16 protein-coding genes are annotated in these 20,037 nt (G+C 60.9%); 6 read left to right on the forward strand and 10 right to left on the reverse strand.

Features of this window, described 5'->3' with window-relative positions; translation table 11 throughout:
• Nucleotides 1-33: 33 nt before the first annotated feature.
• Nucleotides 34-894 (reverse strand): hypothetical protein, encoded by an 861-nt coding sequence (locus AFIDRAFT_RS10315; protein ID WP_009339325.1) that lies wholly within the window; start codon nucleotides 892-894, stop codon nucleotides 34-36.
• A gap of 379 nt (nucleotides 895-1,273) precedes the next feature.
• On the opposite strand from AFIDRAFT_RS10315, the gene AFIDRAFT_RS10320 reads away from it, so the two are divergent.
• Both AFIDRAFT_RS10320 and AFIDRAFT_RS10325 read left to right on the forward strand, forming a co-directional pair.
• Complete coding sequence (locus AFIDRAFT_RS10320; RefSeq protein WP_009339326.1) at nucleotides 1,274-1,579, forward strand: hypothetical protein; 306 nt, start codon at nucleotides 1,274-1,276, stop codon at nucleotides 1,577-1,579.
• Nucleotides 1,580-1,683: 104 nt separating this feature from the next.
• A complete protein-coding gene (locus tag AFIDRAFT_RS10325; RefSeq protein WP_009339327.1) occupies nucleotides 1,684-1,905 on the forward strand; it encodes a hypothetical protein in 222 nt (73 codons plus the stop codon).
• 63 nt (nucleotides 1,906-1,968) lie between these two features.
• Here AFIDRAFT_RS10325 and AFIDRAFT_RS10330 read toward each other — a convergent pair whose 3' ends face one another.
• A complete protein-coding gene (locus AFIDRAFT_RS10330; protein ID WP_009339328.1) occupies nucleotides 1,969-3,339 on the reverse strand; it encodes a sigma-54-dependent transcriptional regulator in 1,371 nt (456 codons plus the stop codon).
• Complete coding sequence (locus tag AFIDRAFT_RS10335) at nucleotides 3,336-5,204, reverse strand: sensor histidine kinase (RefSeq protein WP_009339329.1); 1,869 nt, start codon at nucleotides 5,202-5,204, stop codon at nucleotides 3,336-3,338. The genes AFIDRAFT_RS10330 and AFIDRAFT_RS10335 overlap by 4 nt, the downstream gene beginning before the upstream one ends.
• A gap of 217 nt (nucleotides 5,205-5,421) precedes the next feature.
• Here AFIDRAFT_RS10335 and AFIDRAFT_RS10340 point away from each other — a divergent pair, with 217 nt between their 5' ends.
• A complete protein-coding gene (locus tag AFIDRAFT_RS10340) occupies nucleotides 5,422-6,753 on the forward strand; it encodes a dicarboxylate/amino acid:cation symporter (protein WP_009339330.1) in 1,332 nt (443 codons plus the stop codon).
• Nucleotides 6,754-7,027: 274 nt separating this feature from the next.
• Here AFIDRAFT_RS10340 and AFIDRAFT_RS19790 read toward each other — a convergent pair whose 3' ends face one another.
• Nucleotides 7,028-8,590, reverse strand: a complete 1,563-nt coding sequence (locus AFIDRAFT_RS19790) for a DUF5677 domain-containing protein (protein ID WP_156786884.1) — start codon at nucleotides 8,588-8,590, stop codon at nucleotides 7,028-7,030.
• Nucleotides 8,591-8,661: 71 nt separating this feature from the next.
• Complete coding sequence (locus tag AFIDRAFT_RS10345; protein WP_009339332.1) at nucleotides 8,662-12,414, reverse strand: vitamin B12-dependent ribonucleotide reductase; 3,753 nt, start codon at nucleotides 12,412-12,414, stop codon at nucleotides 8,662-8,664.
• A 654-nt stretch (nucleotides 12,415-13,068) separates the two neighbouring features.
• Between AFIDRAFT_RS10345 and AFIDRAFT_RS10350 the strand changes: the two genes are divergently transcribed.
• Nucleotides 13,069-14,004 carry a DMT family transporter gene (locus AFIDRAFT_RS10350; protein WP_009339333.1) on the forward strand — a complete coding sequence of 312 codons (936 nt, stop codon included), beginning with the start codon at nucleotides 13,069-13,071 and terminating at the stop codon, nucleotides 14,002-14,004.
• 63 nt (nucleotides 14,005-14,067) lie between these two features.
• Here the strand turns inward: AFIDRAFT_RS10350 and AFIDRAFT_RS10355 are convergent, their stop codons facing one another.
• Nucleotides 14,068-14,493: a BA14K family protein gene (locus AFIDRAFT_RS10355; RefSeq protein WP_009339334.1), complete on the reverse strand. Its 426-nt coding sequence runs from the start codon at nucleotides 14,491-14,493 to the stop codon at nucleotides 14,068-14,070.
• A gap of 241 nt (nucleotides 14,494-14,734) precedes the next feature.
• On the opposite strand from AFIDRAFT_RS10355, the gene AFIDRAFT_RS10360 reads away from it, so the two are divergent.
• Both AFIDRAFT_RS10360 and AFIDRAFT_RS10365 read left to right on the forward strand, forming a co-directional pair.
• Nucleotides 14,735-15,145, forward strand: coding sequence for an NADH:ubiquinone oxidoreductase subunit NDUFA12 (locus tag AFIDRAFT_RS10360; protein ID WP_009339335.1), 411 nt, complete (start codon nucleotides 14,735-14,737; stop codon nucleotides 15,143-15,145).
• Nucleotides 15,146-15,273: 128 nt separating this feature from the next.
• A complete protein-coding gene (locus AFIDRAFT_RS10365) occupies nucleotides 15,274-16,194 on the forward strand; it encodes a DUF2155 domain-containing protein (RefSeq protein WP_009339336.1) in 921 nt (306 codons plus the stop codon).
• A gap of 15 nt (nucleotides 16,195-16,209) precedes the next feature.
• Here the strand turns inward: AFIDRAFT_RS10365 and aat are convergent, their stop codons facing one another.
• Genes aat through AFIDRAFT_RS10385 form a run of 4 tightly spaced genes read right to left on the reverse strand, consistent with a single transcriptional unit; the run spans nucleotide 16,210 to nucleotide 19,975 of the window.
• On the reverse strand, nucleotides 16,210-16,896 hold the full coding sequence (gene aat, locus AFIDRAFT_RS10370) for a leucyl/phenylalanyl-tRNA--protein transferase (protein ID WP_009339337.1): 687 nt from the start codon (nucleotides 16,894-16,896) through the stop codon (nucleotides 16,210-16,212).
• 31 nt (nucleotides 16,897-16,927) lie between these two features.
• A complete protein-coding gene (locus AFIDRAFT_RS10375; RefSeq protein WP_009339338.1) occupies nucleotides 16,928-18,010 on the reverse strand; it encodes a sensor histidine kinase in 1,083 nt (360 codons plus the stop codon).
• On the reverse strand, nucleotides 18,007-18,447 hold the full coding sequence (locus AFIDRAFT_RS10380) for a response regulator (RefSeq protein ID WP_009339339.1): 441 nt from the start codon (nucleotides 18,445-18,447) through the stop codon (nucleotides 18,007-18,009). The genes AFIDRAFT_RS10375 and AFIDRAFT_RS10380 overlap by 4 nt, the downstream gene beginning before the upstream one ends.
• Nucleotides 18,440-19,975, reverse strand: coding sequence for a sensor histidine kinase (locus tag AFIDRAFT_RS10385; RefSeq protein WP_009339340.1), 1,536 nt, complete (start codon nucleotides 19,973-19,975; stop codon nucleotides 18,440-18,442). Before AFIDRAFT_RS10385 ends, AFIDRAFT_RS10380 begins: the two co-directional genes overlap by 8 nt.
• Between the last annotated feature and the right edge of the window lie 62 nt (nucleotides 19,976-20,037).

Below are 20,037 nucleotides of genomic sequence, written 5' to 3' on the forward strand. Positions count from 1 at the left end.
GGCGCCCTCCGGGCCGCGGGACATTGGCGGCCCTTAATGCCTGACGAAGTAAAGCGGTGTGCGCAGGGTGAACTGGAACGCAGGCTTCGGCGTCCAGAACATCGTTGCGGTCAGGCCGAACAGGCGGTTGTCGTTGTCGTCCATCCGGTCGAGGTCGGCCCGGAGGATTGGCTGGGTGAAGGAGCGCAGCGACAGCAGCGACTGGCCGGGTGGCAGGAACGGGGCGAGCGCCGAGGTGTTCGCGCCCCCGAACGACTGGACGCCCGCACGGCCGGTCAGCTTCCAGTTGTTGGGCCATTGGTAATAGGCGCCGACATAGCCGATGATTGCCGGGCGGACCGAGGCGAGCCCGGAATCGACCCGGATATTGGTCACTTGCACGCCTGCGAGCAGGGCCCGCGTCTCGTCGGTATCGAAAGCGTAGGCCGCCTCGGTGACCGTGGTGAGATTGGTCGTCGATAGCGGGCCTTCGGTTGCGGACTTGGTGAGCGTCGAGAGCACCGTCACGGTGGGGAGCGGCCCGCCGTTCTGCTCGATGATGTCGGCCTGAATGCCGACGTTCCAACTCGCGACAGCCACCGACGACCAGGGCGTGAGATCGGTTTTCGAGGTACTCGCCGTGATCCCCCCAAATACCGAGAAGCGCTCGTTGAAATCGACGGTCAGCGGCAGGTCGATCGAGGCTCCCTGGCCCGAGACCGACGACAGGGATGACAAAGAGGGCAGCGACAACGAATTGCCGAAGCCGATATTCAGCGTCCCGGCGGGCACGGTGAAATAGTTGGTCCGCATGTCGACATAGATATTCGGCAGTTGCGAGGCACTCGCCTTCGGGGCCTTGGCATCGTCCTCGCCGTTGCCCGCGAGAGCCGCCGTCGGACAAGCCGCCGCCAAGGCCAGCAGGGCTGCAACGGCGAAGTGCTTCCGCCGGCCTACAGGGCACGGGCGGGAAAAGGATATATGTCGTGTGATGTCAGCAGTCACCCAAGCGAGCCCCGGCCGAACGGCAGGTCTGCGCGTTCGCTTGCCTCGCAGTATAGGCAAGCTGGGCGTGCCGCCAAGGCTGACAGAACCGAGGCATCGATTCGCCTCTCATCAAGAAGCAAAATTTTCCCGGCAAATTTGTCTCAAGGCACGGATTGATCCGCGCCGCGTCAGGGAGGGCTGTTACAGGCCATTGGAAAGGCGTGTCTTTTGTACCCGCGCCGATGGCACGCGGCTTGCTGAAGATAATTGAAATTCAGATTCGTCCGTGAGGGAGCCAGCAACCGCCATGTCCATCTCACCGTCAGGTATGACCTCGTCGTCCGTGCCTGCCACCTCGTCGTTATTGGGAAGTACGTCGGCCAAGAACAAACCGTCGGCGGAGGATCAGTTTCTCAAGATCGCCGGCGAGACGCCGCAACAGCGGATGTTCAATGCGATGTTGAGCCAGCTTGGCATCAGCGAGGATGACTTCAAGGCCATGAGTCCCGCCGAGCAGCAAAAGGTGACGCAGAAGATCCAGGAGATGATCCAGCAACAGGCGCAGACCGGCGGCGCCAAGGCGCCCGGGCTGGTCATGGACAAGTCCGTGTGATCTTACCGTGGGGCTGGGGCAGCATGTAAATTCCATCGTTCCGGCTGTTGTCAGAATAAATGGATCGGATAGGCTGGAGGCCCTATTTCACCGGGAGTATCCCCATGAAGCGCTTCTCTCTTGCGATCCTGTTGAGCCTTTTTGTCGCCTCGCCCGCTTTCGCGGACGCCGCCTGCAAAGCCGTCAGTGCCGACGGCAAGCCGCTCTCCGGTGCGGCGAAGGCGAGCTACATGAAGAAGTGTTGCGAGACCAACGCCAAGAGCGCCGACGGCAAGCCACTGTCGGGTGCCGCCAAGAACTCCTACGTCAAGAAGTGCATGGGCTGAGGGACGGCCTCATGCTGAAACACGAAGCCCCGCGCGAGCGGGGCTTTTTGTTTTGGTATCGGGTCAATTGGCTTTCGAGAAGGTGCTGCGCACGATGCCGTGGCGTTGCAGCTTGTCGTAGAAAGTCTTGCGCGGGATGCCGAGCGCTTCGATGGTGCGGCGAACGTCGCCGTCATGGCTCTCCAGCGCCTCGCGGATGACCGACGCCTCGAACCGCTCCAGCCGTTCAGGCAGGGGCAGCGTGTTTTCGGGCCGCCCTCTGGCGTTGTCCTGCGCTTCCTGATCGAGGCCGAGCACGAAGCGTTCGGCGAAATGCGACAGTTCCCGCACGTTTCCCGGCCAGTCGTGATCGCGCAGATAGCGATGCACGGAAGCCGGAATGTCAGGCACAGGCCGCTGGAAGCGTGCGGCGGCGCGGTTGGTAAAATAGCCGAACAGCATCGGGATGTCGTCGCGCCGTTCCCGCAGCGGCGGGATCGACAACGTGACGACGTTGAGGCGGTAGTAAAGGTCCTCACGGAAGTTGCCGCGCTGTGCGGGATCGCCGAGATCGACCTTTGAAGCGGCAACGATACGCAGGTCGACAGGACGGACTTCATTGGTGCCGAGCGGTGCGACCTCGCGCATTTCCAGCACACGCAACATTTGCACCTGGACCGACGGCGGCATGCTTTCGATTTCGTCGAGAAACAGCGTGCCGCCATCAGCATGCTGGATGCGCCCGAGCCGCCGCTTCTGGGCGCCGGTGAAAGCACCTTGCTCGTGACCGAACAACTCGCTCTCGATGATGCTCTCTGGCAAGGTACTGCAATTGAGCGCCACGAAATTATTGGCTGCGCGGCGGCGGCTCCAGCGGTGCAGCAGCGTTGCGACCACTTCTTTGCCGGAACCGGTTTCTCCTGTCACCAGCACGTCGACATCGGTATCGGCGATCTGGCGCAGCGTTTGTCGCAACCACTCCATCGCGGGCGTCTGGCCGATCAGGGGCAGGCCGTTTTCGGCCTCGATCGCAGCCTCGCGCAGCGAGCGGTTCTCCATCACCAGTTTCCGCTTTTCGGCGGCATGCCGGACGCTGTGCGCCAGCCGCTCGGCGGCGAAAGGCTTTGTGATGAAGTCGTAGACTCCATCCTGGATCGCCTTCACGGCCATCGGAATATCGCCGTGGCCGGTGATGAGGATGACCGGAATATCGGCATCCTCCTGTTGCAGGCGCTGGAAGAACTGCAACCCGTCGATACCTGGCATGCGGATGTCGGATACGACGACGCCATTGAAATGCCGGTCGAGTACGGCAAGCGCATCTGCCGCCGCGGTGAAGGCCTGGACCTGAAATCCGGCAAGCTCCAGCGTCTGCTGCGTTGCCTTCAGAAGATCGCGGTCGTCATCCAGCAGGACGACGGAGAGGGGATCGTTCGATGCTACGCTCTGTGTCATGGAGCCCTCACCAGATAGATCGTGAAGCATGTGCCGTGTTCGCTGCTGTCGACCTCGATGCGTCCGCCATAGTCGGAAACGATCTCCTTGGAGATCACGAGGCCGAGGCCAAGTCCGTTTTCCTTCGATGTATTGAACGGCGAGAACAGCGAGCGCCGAATGGCCTCGGGAATGCCGGGGCCATTGTCGGAGATTTTCACGGCGACCTCGTTGCCTCGGGACGCAACCGAAATCTCGACACGCGGATGAGGGCGCCCCTCCAGCGCTTCCAGCGCGTTCTGGAACAGGTTGATGAGCACCTGCTCAAGGCGGATGCGCGTGCCCGACACCTTGAGGCCGGAGGCGGGAAGGTCGTATGTCAGCGCCTCCAGATGGCCGGCGAAGCGGCTTCGCAGGAGCACCACGGCGCCGTCGATGGCGTCGCGTAACTCAACAGATTCGGCGGCGGTTCGTCCCTTGCGGGCGAACGCCTTCAACTCGTCGGTGATGGAGCCGATGCGTTCCGTCAGCGACGCGATCTTTCCGAGATTGTCCGCAGCCGATGAAGGTTGGCCGCGCTCGAGGAAAGTCCGCGCGTTGTCGGCATAGGCGCGGATGGTGGCGACTGGCTGGTTGATCTCATGCGCAACGCCTGCCGCTACCTGCCCGAGGATGGCGAGGCGGTTGGCTTGCACCAGTTCCTGCTGAACGATCTGCAATTTCGCTTCGGTGGTGCGGTGATCGGAAATCTCGATCTCGAGCCGGTCGCGGGCGCGGCTCAGATCCTCTGTGCGTTCCGCCACGCGCCGTTCCAGCTCCACGCGCGCCATTTCGCTTGTCGCGATGCGCATCTGCGCGGAGTGGCGGCGCCAGAGCAGGAAGGCGGCCAGCGCAAGCAGGGGGATGAAGACACCGAGCGCCAACAGGCGCGCCTCGCGCATGGCGGCCGCCGCCGCTGGCTCGACCGGCACCAGATAGTCCAGCCGCCAGGGTGTCGACGGCACGCGCGCTGTCAGCCTGAGATATTCGGCTTTTGGGCGATCCGGCAGCGTTGCGCGCACAAGCGAAGTGCTGGGATCGATGGTCTGGATCGGTGTGATCGGAAGCGGCATCAGTGGCGCATCATCGAACTGAAGGCTACCGCGGATGGTGGCGAACATCGTTTCGGTCAGCTTGCCGTCAGTCAGGAACCGCCACGATGGGATGCTGGTGATGAGCACGACACCGTGCTCGTCGACGACGTAAGAGGGGCGGTTGCTTTCGTGCCAGTCCGCCTCTAGCTGGTCGAACTCCATCTTGACGACGACCACGCCAAGCGGCTTGTGCAGGGGACCGACGATCCGTGAGATATAGAGTCCCGGCTTCTTGCTAACGTTGCCGAGTGCGAAAAACTCGGCCGTACCTTCCTTGATGGCGTCCACGAAATATTCGCGGAAGGAATAGTCGTTTCCGACGAAGCTGTCCGACTCCCGAAAGTTGCTGGAAGCGATCGTGAGGCCGTCGGTGCCGATGACGTAGAGCACGGCTGCCTTGGTGCCGGCGACGAGCCTTGCCAGCTTTTCGTTGAGGCGACCGACGGAGGCGGCATCGCCGATGGCGAGCGCGTCATGGACCCGCTGGTCCTCGGAGAGAAGCAGCGGGAGCGCGCGCGGGCTCTCCAGCACGGCGCGCAGCAGCGCCACCTTGAGATTGGCATCGGTGTGGCCTTGCTCGGCGAGCATCTTGAGTTCGCGCGCGCGGCCATAGAGCCCTGCGATCACGACAGTGGCGCAGGCGAGTGCAAGCGCCAGCACGGCAAAGCCGATCCAGACGCGGCGTGCTCGCTTCCGGAGTTGGCCGGGCGTGAGGGCAGGTGCGGACTGTGCTGTCATGACATATCTGTGCATTTTTCTGCACATCGCTCAATACCGTAAGTGCGAATTATCGCGCAAAACTGACTGGCCGCACCCGTCCAGATATAGAAAATCTATAAATATCAATATGTTGAATGGAATAATCCTGCTGGCACGCAGGTTGCTGATGTCTCTCGCGGCGGCTGTTGGCCGCGACAACTCAACAATCGACCCCGAGACGGAACACCGCCATCGGGGCTGGGAGGCTAACATGCAGACCACTTTCGAGGTCGTGGAGAAGCACGGCAAGGTTCCGTTCTACCGGCATCTCTATTTTCAGGTTCTGGCGGCGATCGTCGCAGGCGTCCTGCTCGGGCACTTCGACCCCGGCGTCGGCGCGGCCATGAAGCCGCTCGGTGATGCCTTCATCAAGCTGGTGAAGATGGTGATCACGCCGGTGATCTTCCTGACGGTTGCGACCGGCATCGCGGGCGTGTCGGACCTCAAGCGCGTCGGCCGCGTCGCCGGCAAGGCGATGCTCTATTTCCTGACGTTCTCGACGCTGGCGCTGATCCTCGGTTTGATCATCTCGAACGTCGTGCAGCCGGGCGCGGGCATGCACATTGATCCCGCGACGCTGGATGCCAAGGCCGCCGCCGCTTATGCGGCCAAGGCGCATGACGCCTCCATCGTCGGCTTCCTGATGGACATCATTCCGAACACCATCGTCGGCGCGTTCGCCAAGGGCGATATCCTGCAGGTGCTGTTCTTCTCCGTGCTGTTCGGCATCGCGCTGGCGATGGCCGGGGAGCGCGGCAAGCCGATCGTTGATTTCCTGCAGGCGCTCACCAACCCGGTGTTCCGCCTGGTCGCGATCCTGATGAAGGCAGCACCCATCGGTGCGTTCGGCGCGATGGCCTTCACCATCGGCAAATACGGCATCGGCTCGATCGCCAATCTCGCCTTCCTGATCGGCACGTTCTACGTCACGTCGCTGTTGTTCGTGCTGGTCGTGCTCGGTGCGGTCGGCCGCTACAACGGCTTCTCGATCCTGGCGCTGATCCGCTACATCAAGGAAGAACTGCTGCTGGTGCTCGGGACCTCGTCGTCGGAGGCGGCATTGCCCGCGCTGATGACGAAGATGGAGCGCGCGGGCTGCGACCGCTCGGTCGTCGGCCTCGTGATTCCGACCGGCTATTCCTTCAACCTCGACGGCACCAACATCTACATGACGCTGGCGGCGTTGTTCATCGCGCAGGCGACGGACACGCATCTGAGCCTCGCGGACCAGATATTGCTGCTCCTGGTGGCGATGCTGAGCTCGAAGGGGGCTGCGGGCATCACCGGTGCGGGCTTCATCACGCTGGCCGCGACGCTGTCGGTGGTGCCGTCCGTGCCGATCGCGGGCATGGCGCTGATCCTAGGCATCGACCGCTTCATGTCGGAATGCCGCGCGCTGACCAACTTCGTTGGCAACGCGGTGGCGACCGTCGTGGTCGCGCGCTGGGAGAAGGAACTCGACCAGGAGAAATTCGCCGCCGCGCTGGCAGGCGAATTGCCGGAGGACGAAGCAGCGTACGAACCTGAATTGCAGGCAGCGTGAGGGCGGACGGCGACCTTCGGTTTACAAAACCGCTGCACGACAAAACACGAAAGCCCCGCGAGAGCGGGGCTTTTTGCTGGAGGGTTTCTGAATTTCGTCAAGCGCGGCGAGAGCGGCGTCTATGAATGGCTCGCCATTGTCACCTTCACGGCAGCCAACGTCATCATCGGCGCGATTTTTGTCGGGACGGTATGGAGTTCTTTCCGTAGTTAGCGGCTGCTGTCACGAGGACATAAGAAGGCGGGTAGAAGAGCAAGTAAAACACGGCATATCTTTATAAAGAAGCGCGAGCTTTCCTTGGTCTTTTTGGGCGGTTTCTTTTTGTTGTTGTTTTTAGTTTTGTACCAATTCGATATTCGAACTTCGGGTAAATCTTTTCTAGCTCGTCAAGCATCCGATTAACTAGGATGATTCCATCGTCTACGATTGACCGCATTCCGAAATTTATGGGCGCTGGAATTCTGTGAAATCTGTGCAAGGGATTAACACAAGTCGTAAAGGTAGAGTTTCGGATCGCAGACCAATGACCATGGGTATATCCTGAACATAGATCATAATAAGAGTCGTAAACGTCCTTCATATTTGAATCTATCGCCATTTCGCGCAAGTTCTTGCTAGACCAAGAGCCTAGGTTAATGTCACTAAATTCCATCCACTGATCTTCGTTCGCGAGAGCTTCAAGTAACTCAAGATCAACAAACCGTGGAACGTTATCTGCGCTGAGATTTTTCAGGAGAGAAAGTTTTGTTTGTCCATTGCCGTGGTCGCGATGCTTTAGCCAAAGTGACGCATCATTTTTTGAGATCAAATATGAAAGTGTAATAAAACATTCCACTATAGTTCGTAGTGTCGAACGACCGATTGCGCTTGTGTGGCTATAAGAAGACGCGGACTCGATAAGCAGATCAATGGCATAAAGTATCAAGCCGAAGCTGGAGTCGTGACGAGCGTCTAAGCCGGTGTGAGTAATGGTGGAATGAAAGTGCGAATTGATCAAATCCGCTATACGAATCAATTCAACGATTTTCTTTTTCTCTTTTATGTGTGGGTTTCCCTCGTGGCCTCGGGGAATGCATCGCGTCTTTTTATAAACTTCGTTCCAAAAGCTTTCCTGATGCGGATCGGGTAAATCCGAATTCGCGTCATTTTCCTTAAACTCCATCATCCGAAGAGAGATTTCGGTGGCTCTGATGAATGGACGAACCATGCGCATATCCCCATGATCTGGATATAAGCGAATAGATTCTAAAAGGTCCGCTTGCCCACTCGAAAAATTAACCCGGCCCGAAATTATAAAATATACGAGCTTTATCCAACGAATGTCCGTAGCCTTTTGGGACTGATGGTCAAAGCATACGGCAACCGCCTTCGCGAGTATTTCCCAATGAGAGCTTTGGGGAGGATCTAGGCGAGTTTCCCATTGAGCGCGATCTGGAAGGCCCTCGATGAGGAGAAGAGCGCTCAGTGCAGACTTTGCTTGGTCGTCGCTTAAAACGTTTTGAAAAGCGACGTCGAATTCGTGCTGAGAAAATCTGCTTATAAAATTGTGAGTAATGAACAACTCGGAATGGTTCTCAAGTCTTTGCCTCATGCCGATCGCTACTGATCGGAATAAACGCAAATAGTGATCCCGTTCAAGCGAGGCCGTTAAAATGCAGGCCCACAAGATGTTGGGTATACATTCATTCACCCATGAGCGAGGCGTTATAGGTGCTTTGATAATCGAAAATGGATTTTTTAGTATTTTGCCTTCGCGTGGATGGCTGTCTAATGGCGTAAATCGTCGCCTTTGCGATTTATCGCTCTTAGAAGATTTCTTTTTTATTGTCTTCTTCAATGTTTATGCCGTGAGGTCCCAATAAAGAGGAGCAAATTTGCCCCTCTTTATTTCGTGCAAGACCGACAGTCTTACGAACATCCCGTCGTGCTTCCGCACGTGTCGCACTTCATGCACGTGCCGTTGCGCACCAGGGTGAAGTTGGAGCACTCCGAGCACATGTCGCCTTCATAGCCGCGGGCTTTGGCTTCCGCGCGGCGCTCGGCCTTTGTGGGCGCGGCTGGTGCGGCGGCAGTGGTTGCCGCCTGTGCCGAGCCTGCCTTGCTCCACTGCTGCGCCTCGAGTTTCTCGGTCGGCGAGAGTGCACGCTCGGGCTCCGCGGTCTTCAGCGCCGCTGCACCTTCACCACCACCTGACGCCATCGCGGTGACACGCGATCCGCCGACAGGGGCGGAGTCGTTGTGCGCGGTCACAGCCGCGCTCGCGCCGCCCTGCATGACGACGAGATTGTCGGAGCGGGAGCGGGTGAGGCCCTTGGAGAGATACTTGCTCGGGCCGCTCTGCGCCTTGCCTTCGTTCACGCCCTTGCCGAGCGCATCGAACTGCGTCTCGCTCGGATCGACATGGGCGAGGTCGTAGCGCGACAGGTAGCTCACCGCGAGTTCGCGGAACACGTAGTCCAGGATCGAGGTCGCGTACTTGATGGAGTCGTTGCCCTGCACCGGGCCCGCGGGCTCGAAGCGGGTGAAGGTGAACGCATCGACATACTCGTCCAGCGGCACGCCGTATTGCAGGCCGAGCGAGACGGCGATGGCGAAGTTGTTGATGAAGGAGCGCAGCGCCGCGCCTTCCTTGTGCATGTCGACGAAGATCTCGCCGAGGCGGCCGTCGTCATATTCGCCGGTGCGCAGATAGACCTTGTGGCCGCCGACGATCGCCTTCTGGGTGTAACCCTTGCGGCGGTCCGGCATTCTCTCGCGCTCGCGCGAGACATGCTCGACCACGCGCTCGACGATCTTCTCGACGACCTGCGTGGCGCGCGCGGCCATCGGCTTGTCGTGGAACGCCTCGATCGCATCGTCCTCGTCGTCATCGTCGGCGATGAGCTGCGAGTTCAGCGGCTGCGACAGTTTCGAGCCGTCGCGATAGAGCGCGTTGGCCTTGAGCGCGAGCTTCCACGACAACAGGTAGGCCGACTTGCAGTCGTCCACCGTGGCGTCGTTCGGCATGTTGATGGTCTTGGAGATCGCGCCCGAGATGAAGGGCTGCGACGCCGCCATCATGCGGATGTGGCTTTCGACCGAGAGATAACGCTTGCCGACCTTGCCGCACGGGTTGGCGCAGTCGAACACCGCATAGTGCTCGTCCTTGAGATGCGGCGCGCCTTCCACTGTCATCGCGCCGCAGATGTGCACGTTGGCGGCCTCGATGTCACGCTTGGAGAAGCCCAATGCGGCGAGCAGGTCGAAGCCCGGCACGTTCATCACTTCGGGGGCGATGTGCAGGCTGTCGCGGATGAAGTCCTCGCCCAGCGTCCACTTGTTGAACACGAACTTGATGTCGAAGGCGGTCGGCAGGGCCTTCTCGACCTTCGCCAGCGCTTCATCGGTGAAGCCCTTGGTCTTCAGCGAGGAGGCGTTGATGCCCGGCGCGTTGGACAGCGAGCCGTGGCCGACGGCGTAAGCCTCGATCTCGGCGATCTCGCTCTCGCGATAGCCGAGCGCGCGCAGCGCCTCCGGCACGGCGCGGTTGATGATCTTCCAGTAGCCGCCGCCTGCGAGCTTCTTGAACTTCACCAGCGCGAAGTCGGGCTCGATGCCCGTGGTGTCGCAATCCATCACGAGGCCGATGGTGCCGGTCGGCGCCACCACCGTGGTCTGCGCGTTGCGGAAGCCGTTGGCCTTGCCGAGTTCAAGCGCACGGTCCCACACCGCCTTGGCGTGGTCGACGATGTCGGCCTGCGGGCAGGAGGCATGATCGAGCGGCACCGGATTGACGGCGAGCGCCTCGTAACCGGCCGCTTCGCCGTGTGCTGCGCGGCGATGGTTGCGGATCACGCGCAGCATGTGGCTCGCGTTCTTCTTGTAGCCGGGGAAGGTGCCAAGCTCGGCGGCCATTTCGGCGGAGGTCGCATAGGCCGTGCCGGTCATGATCGCGGAGAGGGCGCCGCACAGCGCGCGGCCTTCCTTGGAATCGTAGGGCAGGCCCATGGTCATCAAGAGGCCGCCGATGTTGGCGTAGCCGAGGCCGAGCGTGCGGAATTCGTAGGAGAGTTCAGCAATGGCCTTCGACGGGAACTGCGCCATCATCACCGAGATCTCGAGCACGATGGTCCACAGCCGGCACAGATGCTCGTAGGCATCCGCATCGAAACGGCGGGTGTGGGTATCGTAGAACGTCAGCAGGTTGGCGGAGGCGAGGTTGCACGCCGTATCATCAAGGAACATGTACTCCGAGCATGGGTTCGATGCGCGGATGTCGCCGGACGCCTTGCAGGTGTGCCAGTCGTTCATCGTGGTGTTGAAGTGCAGGCCGGGGTCGGCGGAGGCCCATGCAGCGTAGCCGATCTTCTCCCACAGATCGCGGGCCTTGAGCGTCTTGGTGACCTTGCCGTTGGTGCGGCCGATCAGATTCCACGGCCCGTCGGTTTCCACCGCGCGCAGGAAGTCGTCCTTCAGCGAGACGGAGTTGTTGGAGTTCTGGCCGGAGACGGTGAGGTAGGCTTCCGAATCCCAGTCGGTGTCGTAGGTGTCGAACGCAATGTCGGTGTAGCCCTGACGCGCGAACTGGATCACGCGCTTGATCATGTTGTCGGTGACGAGCGCGCGGCGGGCGAGCTTGATCTCGCGCTTCAACGCCGGGTTCTTCTCGGGCAGGTAGCAGTCGTCGCCGGGGCCTTCGCAGTTCACGCAGGCCTTCATGATGGCCTTGAGGTGCTTCTGGTTGATCTTGGAGCCCGTGACCAGCGCCGCGACCTTCTGCTCCTCACGCACCTTCCAGTCGATATAGGTCTCGATGTCCGGATGATCGGCATCGACCACCACCATCTTCGCCGCGCGGCGCGTGGTGCCGCCCGACTTGATCGCGCCCGCGGCGCGGTCGCCGATCTTGAGGAAGCTCATCAGGCCCGACGAGCGGCCGCCGCCCGACAGCTTCTCCCCTTCGCCGCGCAGCCGCGAGAAGTTCGAGCCGGTGCCCGAGCCATACTTGAACAGGCGCGCCTCGCGCACCCACAGGTCCATGATGCCGCCTTCGTTGACGAGGTCGTCCTCGATGCCCTGGATGAAGCAGGCGTGCGGCTGCGGATGCTCGTACGAAGACTTCGACTTGGTCAGCTTGCCGGTCTTCCAGTCGACGTAATAGTGGCCCTGGCCGGGACCATCGATGCCGTAGGCCCAGTGCAGGCCGGTGTTGAACCATTGCGGCGAGTTCGGCGCGACCATCTGCCGGGCGAGCATGAAGCGCAGTTCGTCATGGAAGGCGTGGGCATCGTCCTCGGAGGTGAAGTAGCCCCCCTTCCAGCCCCAGTAGGTCCAGCAGCCGGCGAGGCGGTCGAACACCTGCTTGGCGGTGAGTTCGCCGACGAAGCGCTCGGACTCGGGTAGGGCAGCGAGCGCTTCGGCGTCCGGCACCGAGCGCCACAGCCATGACGGCACGGTTTCTTCCTCGACCTTCTTCAGGCGCGCGGCGACGCCGGCCTTGCGGAAATACTTCTGCGCCAGCACGTCGGAAGCGACCTGCGACCAGAACTCGGGCACCTCGACGTTGTCGAGCTTGAACACCACCGAGCCGTCGGGATTGCGAATCTCGCTCGTCGTCAGCCGGAACGAAATGTCGGCGTAGGGTGACTGATCGGCCTTGGTGTAGCGGCGTTGAATTCGCATCGTATGCCCCGTCTCAATGTCCGGCGGTTCCGCATTCCCGCGGCGCCGGAAGATTTCAGTTCGCGAACCGTGGTTCGCCGTTCAGCCATGATCTGGCCCGAATGCGGCCCCGGCCTATTTAACTCTGCGGAGCATCATCGGGTTCTGCGGCCCGATTGGCTCCAACGCCCACCCACCAAATTCATTCCCGCGTTGTGTTCGCGGGCCAGGCTTCAAAAACCGCAGACAAATCCTCTGTCCGCAGCCTCCTTCGGCACAGCGGAGTTGTCTGTTGGCTTGTTGCGATAGGGGTCTGGCGCCAACGCAAATACTCCGCACCTGACAGTCTGAACGCTAGGACGACTCCCGCGCGCCCGTCAAGGATTAGTACTCAATCCTGAATCAAACACTAAATATGGTGGAAAACGGGGATTGCCAGTGGCATCCAGCCTCGTTGGGCCGTGTCTCCCGCCAGCAAAGTATGGGTGAGTCCGTCCCGATTCCAAAGGCGAAAATGACCCTTTTGAGAGGTTCCCGCTCACGGCAAAGGCATGCAGAAACTGTCGCCGTCCATGCGTCCAATCTGGCGCTTTTCGGGTGGACCGTGCGGCTCGCGCGTGGCTTTCTCCCCGTCTTCCACAATCGTTGTGGGTACAGATTCTCCGAGAGCAGCCGATGGACCAGCGCGCGCCGGGCGAGCCGATCATGGTGTCGCCCCCGTATCCCTCGACCCAACCACCGCACGAGAACCGTGCCGTCGGCTACGCGTTGCTGTTCGTCGCTACCATCATCTGGGGCATTAACTGGCCCGTCTCGAAATGGCTGCTGCATGAACTGCCGCCGCTGACGCTGCGCGGCCTGCCGGGGGTGTTCAGCTCGCTGATTCTTGCAGGTTTCGTTCTGGCCAAGGGGCAGTCGTTGCGCGCGCCGCGTGGTGAATGGGGCAAGCTCATTCTTTATGCGGCGCTGATGGTCGGCTTCTGGATGGGGCTGATGGGGCTGTCGCTGGTGCATCTGCCGGCATCGGAAACCGCGATTCTCGGCGCCACGATTCCGGTGTGGGCTGCGGGCCTTGCCTGGCCGATGCTTGGCGAACAGCTTTCCGTGCTGCGGGTCATTGCTATTGCAATGGCGGTCGGGGGCGTCGTGCTGTTGATAGGCGGCGACAGCATCAGCGTATCCTGGGAGAAGATGCCGGGAATCGCTTACGCGCTGATAGCAGCGCTTTTGTTTGCCCTCGGCGCAGTTCTCGCCAAACGGCGGCCCATCGCGCTCCGCCCGCTACCGGGTGCAGTCTGGCAGATCGGGCTTGGCTGTTTTCCCGTGGCGCTGATCGGTATTCTGTTCGAGCACCCGCACTTCGGCGGGATGTCCACGCTTGGCTGGGCGCTGTTCGGATTCAGCACCATTTTTCAGGGAGCGATCGGCTATGCGTGCTGGTTCGCCGCGCTGGAGCGGCTGCCAGCCTCGACTGCCGCGGTCGGGACATTGATCGTCCCGGTGATTGGCGTGGTGGCGTCGGCGATCTCGCTGGGAGAGCCGCTCGGAATTCCCCAGATCGGCGCATTGCTGCTGACGGTCACGGGCGTTGCCATCGCGGCGCGTTCGTAAGCCGCCGCCAATGAAAAAGCGGCGTATCGCTACGCCGCTTTTCTTCATCCGTTACATGAAGACTTATGGGCAAGGATGGCGCAGGCCATCGTAACCGAGGAACGTGCCGCTGCGCGGATCGTAGGATTTGTAGCGCTGCATGCAGTAGCTCACGCCATCGCCTTCAACATAGGCAGGAGCGGGGGCGTAATAGCCATAACCCGGACCGTAGTAGTACGGACCCTGGCTGGCCGCGATGGCGCCGCCGATCAGTGCGCCGGCCGCGAGGCCTGCACCGACGCCGCCCCAGCCCCAACCGCCATGGCGATGATATCCACCACGATAGCCGTAGTAACGCACCTGGGTCACATCCGGCGATGCGGTTGCTGCATTCGCCGTCGAAAGGGCCGAAGCTGCCATCAGAGGGGCAGCATTTGCACTGGAAGCCATGGAAAGCGGCAGGGCGAGCGCGATGGCGGCCACTGCGATACCCTTGGTCAAATTCGTCATTTTGAACTCCAAAATCCCTGTCAGACGGTGGTTTCAACCACTTCAACGCGCGGGATTTGAACGCGTTCCATGAAGTTCCCGAAATGTCGGAAGGGTTTTCGGCGCTTCTGTGGCAAAGTTCCATGACAAAATGCCGTACCTTTGTAGAAGCTGGGAGTGGTATCCGAAGCTGCATCTGGACAAGGGCAAGGGCGGGTGGCATCAAGGGCGCGCAATGCTCCCCGATCGCACGGATTCTCGCATGAAGCTGTTTCTCTTGAGGATTTTTACCTGGTGGAACGGATTCACGTTCGGGACCCAGTTCTGGACCTGGCGGTTTGGCGAGCTGGTCGGCACCGACGAGATGGGCAATCGCTATTATCGGACCAAAGGCGGCAAGATCGACCCGACGCTCGGGATCGAACGGCGGTGGGTGATCTATAACGGCTATGCCGAGGCCACCAAGGTCTCGCCGGATTGGCACGGCTGGCTACATCACAGCGTCGACGTGCCGCCGACCGAGGAACATTATACGCCCCGTGAATGGCAGAAGCCGCACCGCCCGAATCTGACCGGCACACCGGCAGCCTATCGTCCTTCCGGTTCGACGCTCGCGAGCGGCCAGCGCCCCTCGGCGACCGGCGACTATCAAGCCTGGACGCCGGGAAGCTGAACGGGCCGATGAGCGGCACGCCCTTTCGTTGCCGCAATGCCCGTGTTAACCGGTGGCCTCGCGCGACGCGGTTTCCGTAGAATATCGCGGATCCGAATCGTCCAGGAATTGTCCAAGCAGAGCGCGCAATGTCCCGAACCGCCGCCACGATTTTGTTTGCGACATTGATCGCGGTGCCGCCGCTCGCTTTGCCGTCCGCGCGCGCGCAGATCGGCAATATCTTCTCCGATCAGCCGTTGCGTCCTCCTGCTGGAATCCAGCGCGGTGATCCTTCACAGGATCCCGACGAGGAAGAAGTGCCTGAAATCCCGCAGGGCCGCCTGTTGCCCGCGCCGCAGCAGCCGCGGCCATTGCCGCGAGGGCAGGCCGCGCCTTTGCCGGGCGCCGTGCAATCCGAGCCTCTTGCGCCGCCGCCTGGCAGCGCAGCGGCTCCTCCACAGCAACAGCATCCGGGTGTTGCGGCCAATCCGCCGGCAGTCAATCCGTTGCCTGGCTTGCCACCGGGGCAGAAGCAGCCGCGCGGCAACCCGCAGCAATCTCCCGCGACTTTGCAGCCCGGCGACGAGATCGTGACCGAGCCGCCCGCCGTGAAGATTCCGAACAAGAAGGCGGTGTTCTCCGGCCTAGACAAAATCACCGGCCGCATCATCACATTCGATGAGGATATTGGCGAAACCGTTCAGTTCGGCGCGCTGCGGGTGAAGACCGATGCCTGCTACACCCGCCCCGCGACAGAGGCGGCCAACACCGACGCGTTCGTCGAGGTCGATGAGATCACGCTCCAGAATGAAGTGAAGCGGATTTTCTCCGGCTGGATGTTCGCGGCGAGCCCTGGTCTGCACGCGGTCGAACATCCGATCTATGATGTCTGGCTGACGGATTGTAAGGGACCGGAGCAACCAGTGACGGCGCAGAACGAGCCGGGGAAGCCCGCGCCGCCGCCAGCGCAACAACAGCAGCCAAAGCGCCAGCCGCGGCCTCAGCCGCCAGTTCAGCAACCTGTGCAGCAGCGCCAGCCCGTACCGCCGCCGCCCGGTGGTTTCCGCTAGCAGTATCCTGACGGGTCAGGCCTGATCGCTTGTCCCGCGCAGGATCGCGAGTGCGTCCGCGCCACTGACGGGCCGTTCGACTGGCAACGCGAAGAAATCTCCCGCAAATTGAATGGAGCGGTCGAGCAGCGAACGATACTTGCGGCGTGAGACTTCGATAGCGCCCAGACTGCGCAGATGTTCCGTCACGAATTGCGTATCGAGGAGCCCGAAGCCGCCCGCGATCAAACGCGCGGCGAGGTGAACCAGTGCCACTTTGGAGGCGTCGCGGCTGCGGTGGAACATGCTTTCGCCGAAGAACGCGCCTCCGAGCGACACGCCATACAGCCCGCCTGCAAGCTCATCGCCGTTCCATGCCTCGATGCTGTGGCAATGACCGATCCCGTGCAGCGCGCCGTAGAGCTTGCGGATGCGGTGGTTGATCCATGTATCCTCACGCCCGGGCTGGGGAGCCGCGCATTCGCTGATGACGCGCTCAAAGGCGGTGTTGACCGTGACGCGATAGCGGTCCGAGCGCACGGTGCGCGCGAGGCGTGAAGAAATATGCAGGCCATCGAGCGGGAAGATGCCGCGCTGTTCCGGCTCCACCCAGAACAGGCTGGGGTCGTCGGCGCTTTCCGCCATCGGAAAGATGCCGCAGGCATAGGCCCGCAACAGCACCTCGGGCGTGATTTCGGACGTGGCGGTGTCGCGCGAGCTCATAAGCCCATTGTAGCTGAAGATGCCGCTCCCGTCAGGCGGGGGTGGGGGGCGACGGTTTGCCGGAAGGGCTGAAATTGATCACGATCCGCGTGCCGGTGTGCGAGGGATCGCGTTCCACGCTCGCATCGAGCTTGATCGCCATGGCGCTGACGATGCGCTGGCCCATGCCGGTGGAGCGTGGATCATGTTTGGCCTGAAAGCCGACGCCTTCGTCGGAGATCACGAGCTCGATGTCCTGCGCGCGATTGCGCAGATCGACATGGATCGGCCCTGCGCCGTTGGGATAGGCGTATTTGACGGCATTCATCACAAGCTCGTTGACGATGATGCCGATGCCGACCGCGCGATCCGGGTCGATCTCGATGGGGTCGGCGTTCAGCGTCAGGCGCGACATTCGATTGCCCTCGGCGGAGCGGCGCAAATCTTCCAGCAGCGCTTCCAGATACTGGTTCAGCATCACGCTCTTGAGGTCGTGCGAGGTATAGAGGCGGCGATGCACCTGCGCGACTGCTGCGACACGGCCCATTGCATTCATGAGCGCAGCCTTGACGTCGTCGTCGTTGCTCGATGATGCCTGAAGGTGCAGCAGCGAGGCGATGATCTGCAGCGAATTGCCGACGCGATGATTGACTTCGCGCAACAGCATTTCACGCTCTGCTGCAAGCGCCGCATAGCGGTCGCGCGAGGCATGGACTTCAGCTTCTGCTTCGTCCCGGGCCTTGCGCATGCGCGCAGTTTCCAACGCGCCCGTCACGGCGGCGTGGAGCAGGGGAACGAAATCGCCCTTGGTGTCTTTGACGATATAATCGATGGCGCCGGCCTTCAGCGCCGCAATGGCGATCTGGCTGTCTTCCGAGGCGGTGACGAAGACAATGGGCGGGGTCGCCATCGGCAGCCGATAGATTTGTTCGAGCGTCGCGAGGCCATCGAGACCGGGCATGTGCTGATCGAGCGCGACGACGTCAATGCCGCCTTGTTTCAGGCGTTCAATACCGGTTGCTCCATCGGATGCGTGTTCGACGTCGATTCCGTGGCGGTTCAGGCCGCGCTCGACCAGCCGGGCAAGTCCCGGATCATCATCGACATAGAGTAATCGCGGGTTAGGAGGCGTCATGCTTTGACTGGCGGCACCTGTATCACGGAAAAGAACAGGCCAAGCTGCCGGATGGCGTTGGCGAAGCTTTCGTAATTGACCGGCTTGGTAATGTAGACGTTGCAGCCGAGTTCGTAGCAGCGCTTGATTTCCTGCGCATCGTCGGTGGTGGTGAGCACTACGACGGGAGCGGATTTCAGCGTTGCATTGTCCTTGACGCGCTTGAGAATGTCGATGCCTGTCATGTCCGGCAAATTGAGGTCGAGCAGGATCAGAAGCGCCTGCCCCTTGTGCTGGTCGGCAGTCCCGTCGGCGCCGAACAGATAGTTGATTGCCTCGGTACCGGTGGCGAAGGGAATAATGTCGTTGTTGACGCCGGAGCGACGGATGTTGCGCTCGATCAGGCGCGCGTGTCCCTCGTCGTCCTCGATCATCACGATTTTTACAGGGCTACCCATACGATTTCCCTTGCCTTGATAAATTCCACTGTGCGGGTAGCGCTATCGTAAACGTGCTACCCTTGTCGAGTTCAGATGAGACTGTAATGGAACCGCCGAGCCGACGGACCAGCGCCCGCACGTGCGCAAGACCAATTCCCTGGCCGGGCTTGTCCTGTGTGCCCGCGCGGCGGAACAGATCGAAAATACGGTCATGGTCGTTAGGATCGATGCCCCGCCCGTTATCGATAACGTCGTATACCACAAAGCCAAGCTTGGTGCGGCCGCGGACGCTGATTTCACCTGGGACGTCGTTCCGCAGATACTTCAGTGCGTTTTCAAGCAAATTAGAGAAGATTTGTTCCAATGCGAGGCGGTCGCTGACCAGATTGGGCAGCGGATCGATGTTGATCTGCGCGTGCGCCTCGGTGGTCTGGTGCGTCATGCTGTTGGCGATTTCCTGCAACAACGCGCGCATATCCACATTGACGGGATTGAACTCGCGTCGCCCCTCGCGCGTGAGCTTGAGGATTGCACTGATGAGGCGGTCCATCTTTCCGATCGAGGACTTGATGAACCCGAGCGCCTCGGAAAAATCCTCGGACAATTTCTTATCTTCGGGCGCGAGGATGAGTTCGTCCGTGCCGCCTTCAGAAATCGCTTCGGGCGGCGCAGCGTCTGCGGCGCGGCTGTAGCGTGAGATGCGGCTGAAAATATCGCCGCGCAATTCTTCCAACTCGCTGGTGAAACCCATGATGTTGACGAGAGGCGAGCGAAGATCGTGACTGACGATATAGGCGAAGCGCTGAATTTCCTGATTGGCCTCGCGCAGATCGCCGGTGCGTTCGTCGACGGCAGATTCGAGATTGAGATTGATGTTGCGCAGGGTTGCTTCCGCTTGATCGCGTGCGCGCGTGGATGAGCGAATGAGCAGAATGGACAGTATCGCCAGCAGAACGATGAAGGCGCTGCCGGCAATTGTCACGAACATGTTGAGAGATTGGCTGCGATCGGCCGCTTCGGTGCGAAGTTCAAACAGCCGGTTTTCCTCGACGCGCATGTTGCGGCCGACGTCGAGGATGCGGTCCATCTCGTCGTTTCGGGAGATTTCCATTAGGGATGAACGAGCCTGATCGGTATGATCGTTCTCAATGTCGGAAACCGCACGAAGGAGAAACTGAAGCCGCTGCTTTACCAGATTGTCCAACTCGGCAACATTGCGCTGCTCGATTGGATTATCCTGTGTTAATTTTTGTAACCGCGAAATCGATGGGCCAATCAAGGCCTCGGCTTTTTCGAAATCGCTGCGATAATTCTTGTCCTTGGTCACGAGAAAGCCGCGTACCGCATTTTCGGCGCGCTGGATTTGAAGCTGGACGGTGCCGATCTGGCTTTCGACCTCGACCGTGTGGGTGACCCACAGGGCATCGGTCCGCGCACGGTGGCCGAGATAAAGCGAAGCGGCGCTGATCGCGACGAGAACGAGAAAGCCGGCCGTCAAAAGACCGACCTGCCACACCGTACGAAGGCGCGCGGCTTCTGAAGTCACGACAGCCTCTCGATCGCGTTCGTCAATCAGGCGGACTCCGCTGGTTGGCAGGACGAGGCGGG

Source organism: Afipia sp. 1NLS2, from assembly GCF_000178995.1.
GTDB lineage: Bacteria > Pseudomonadota > Alphaproteobacteria > Rhizobiales > Xanthobacteraceae > Afipia.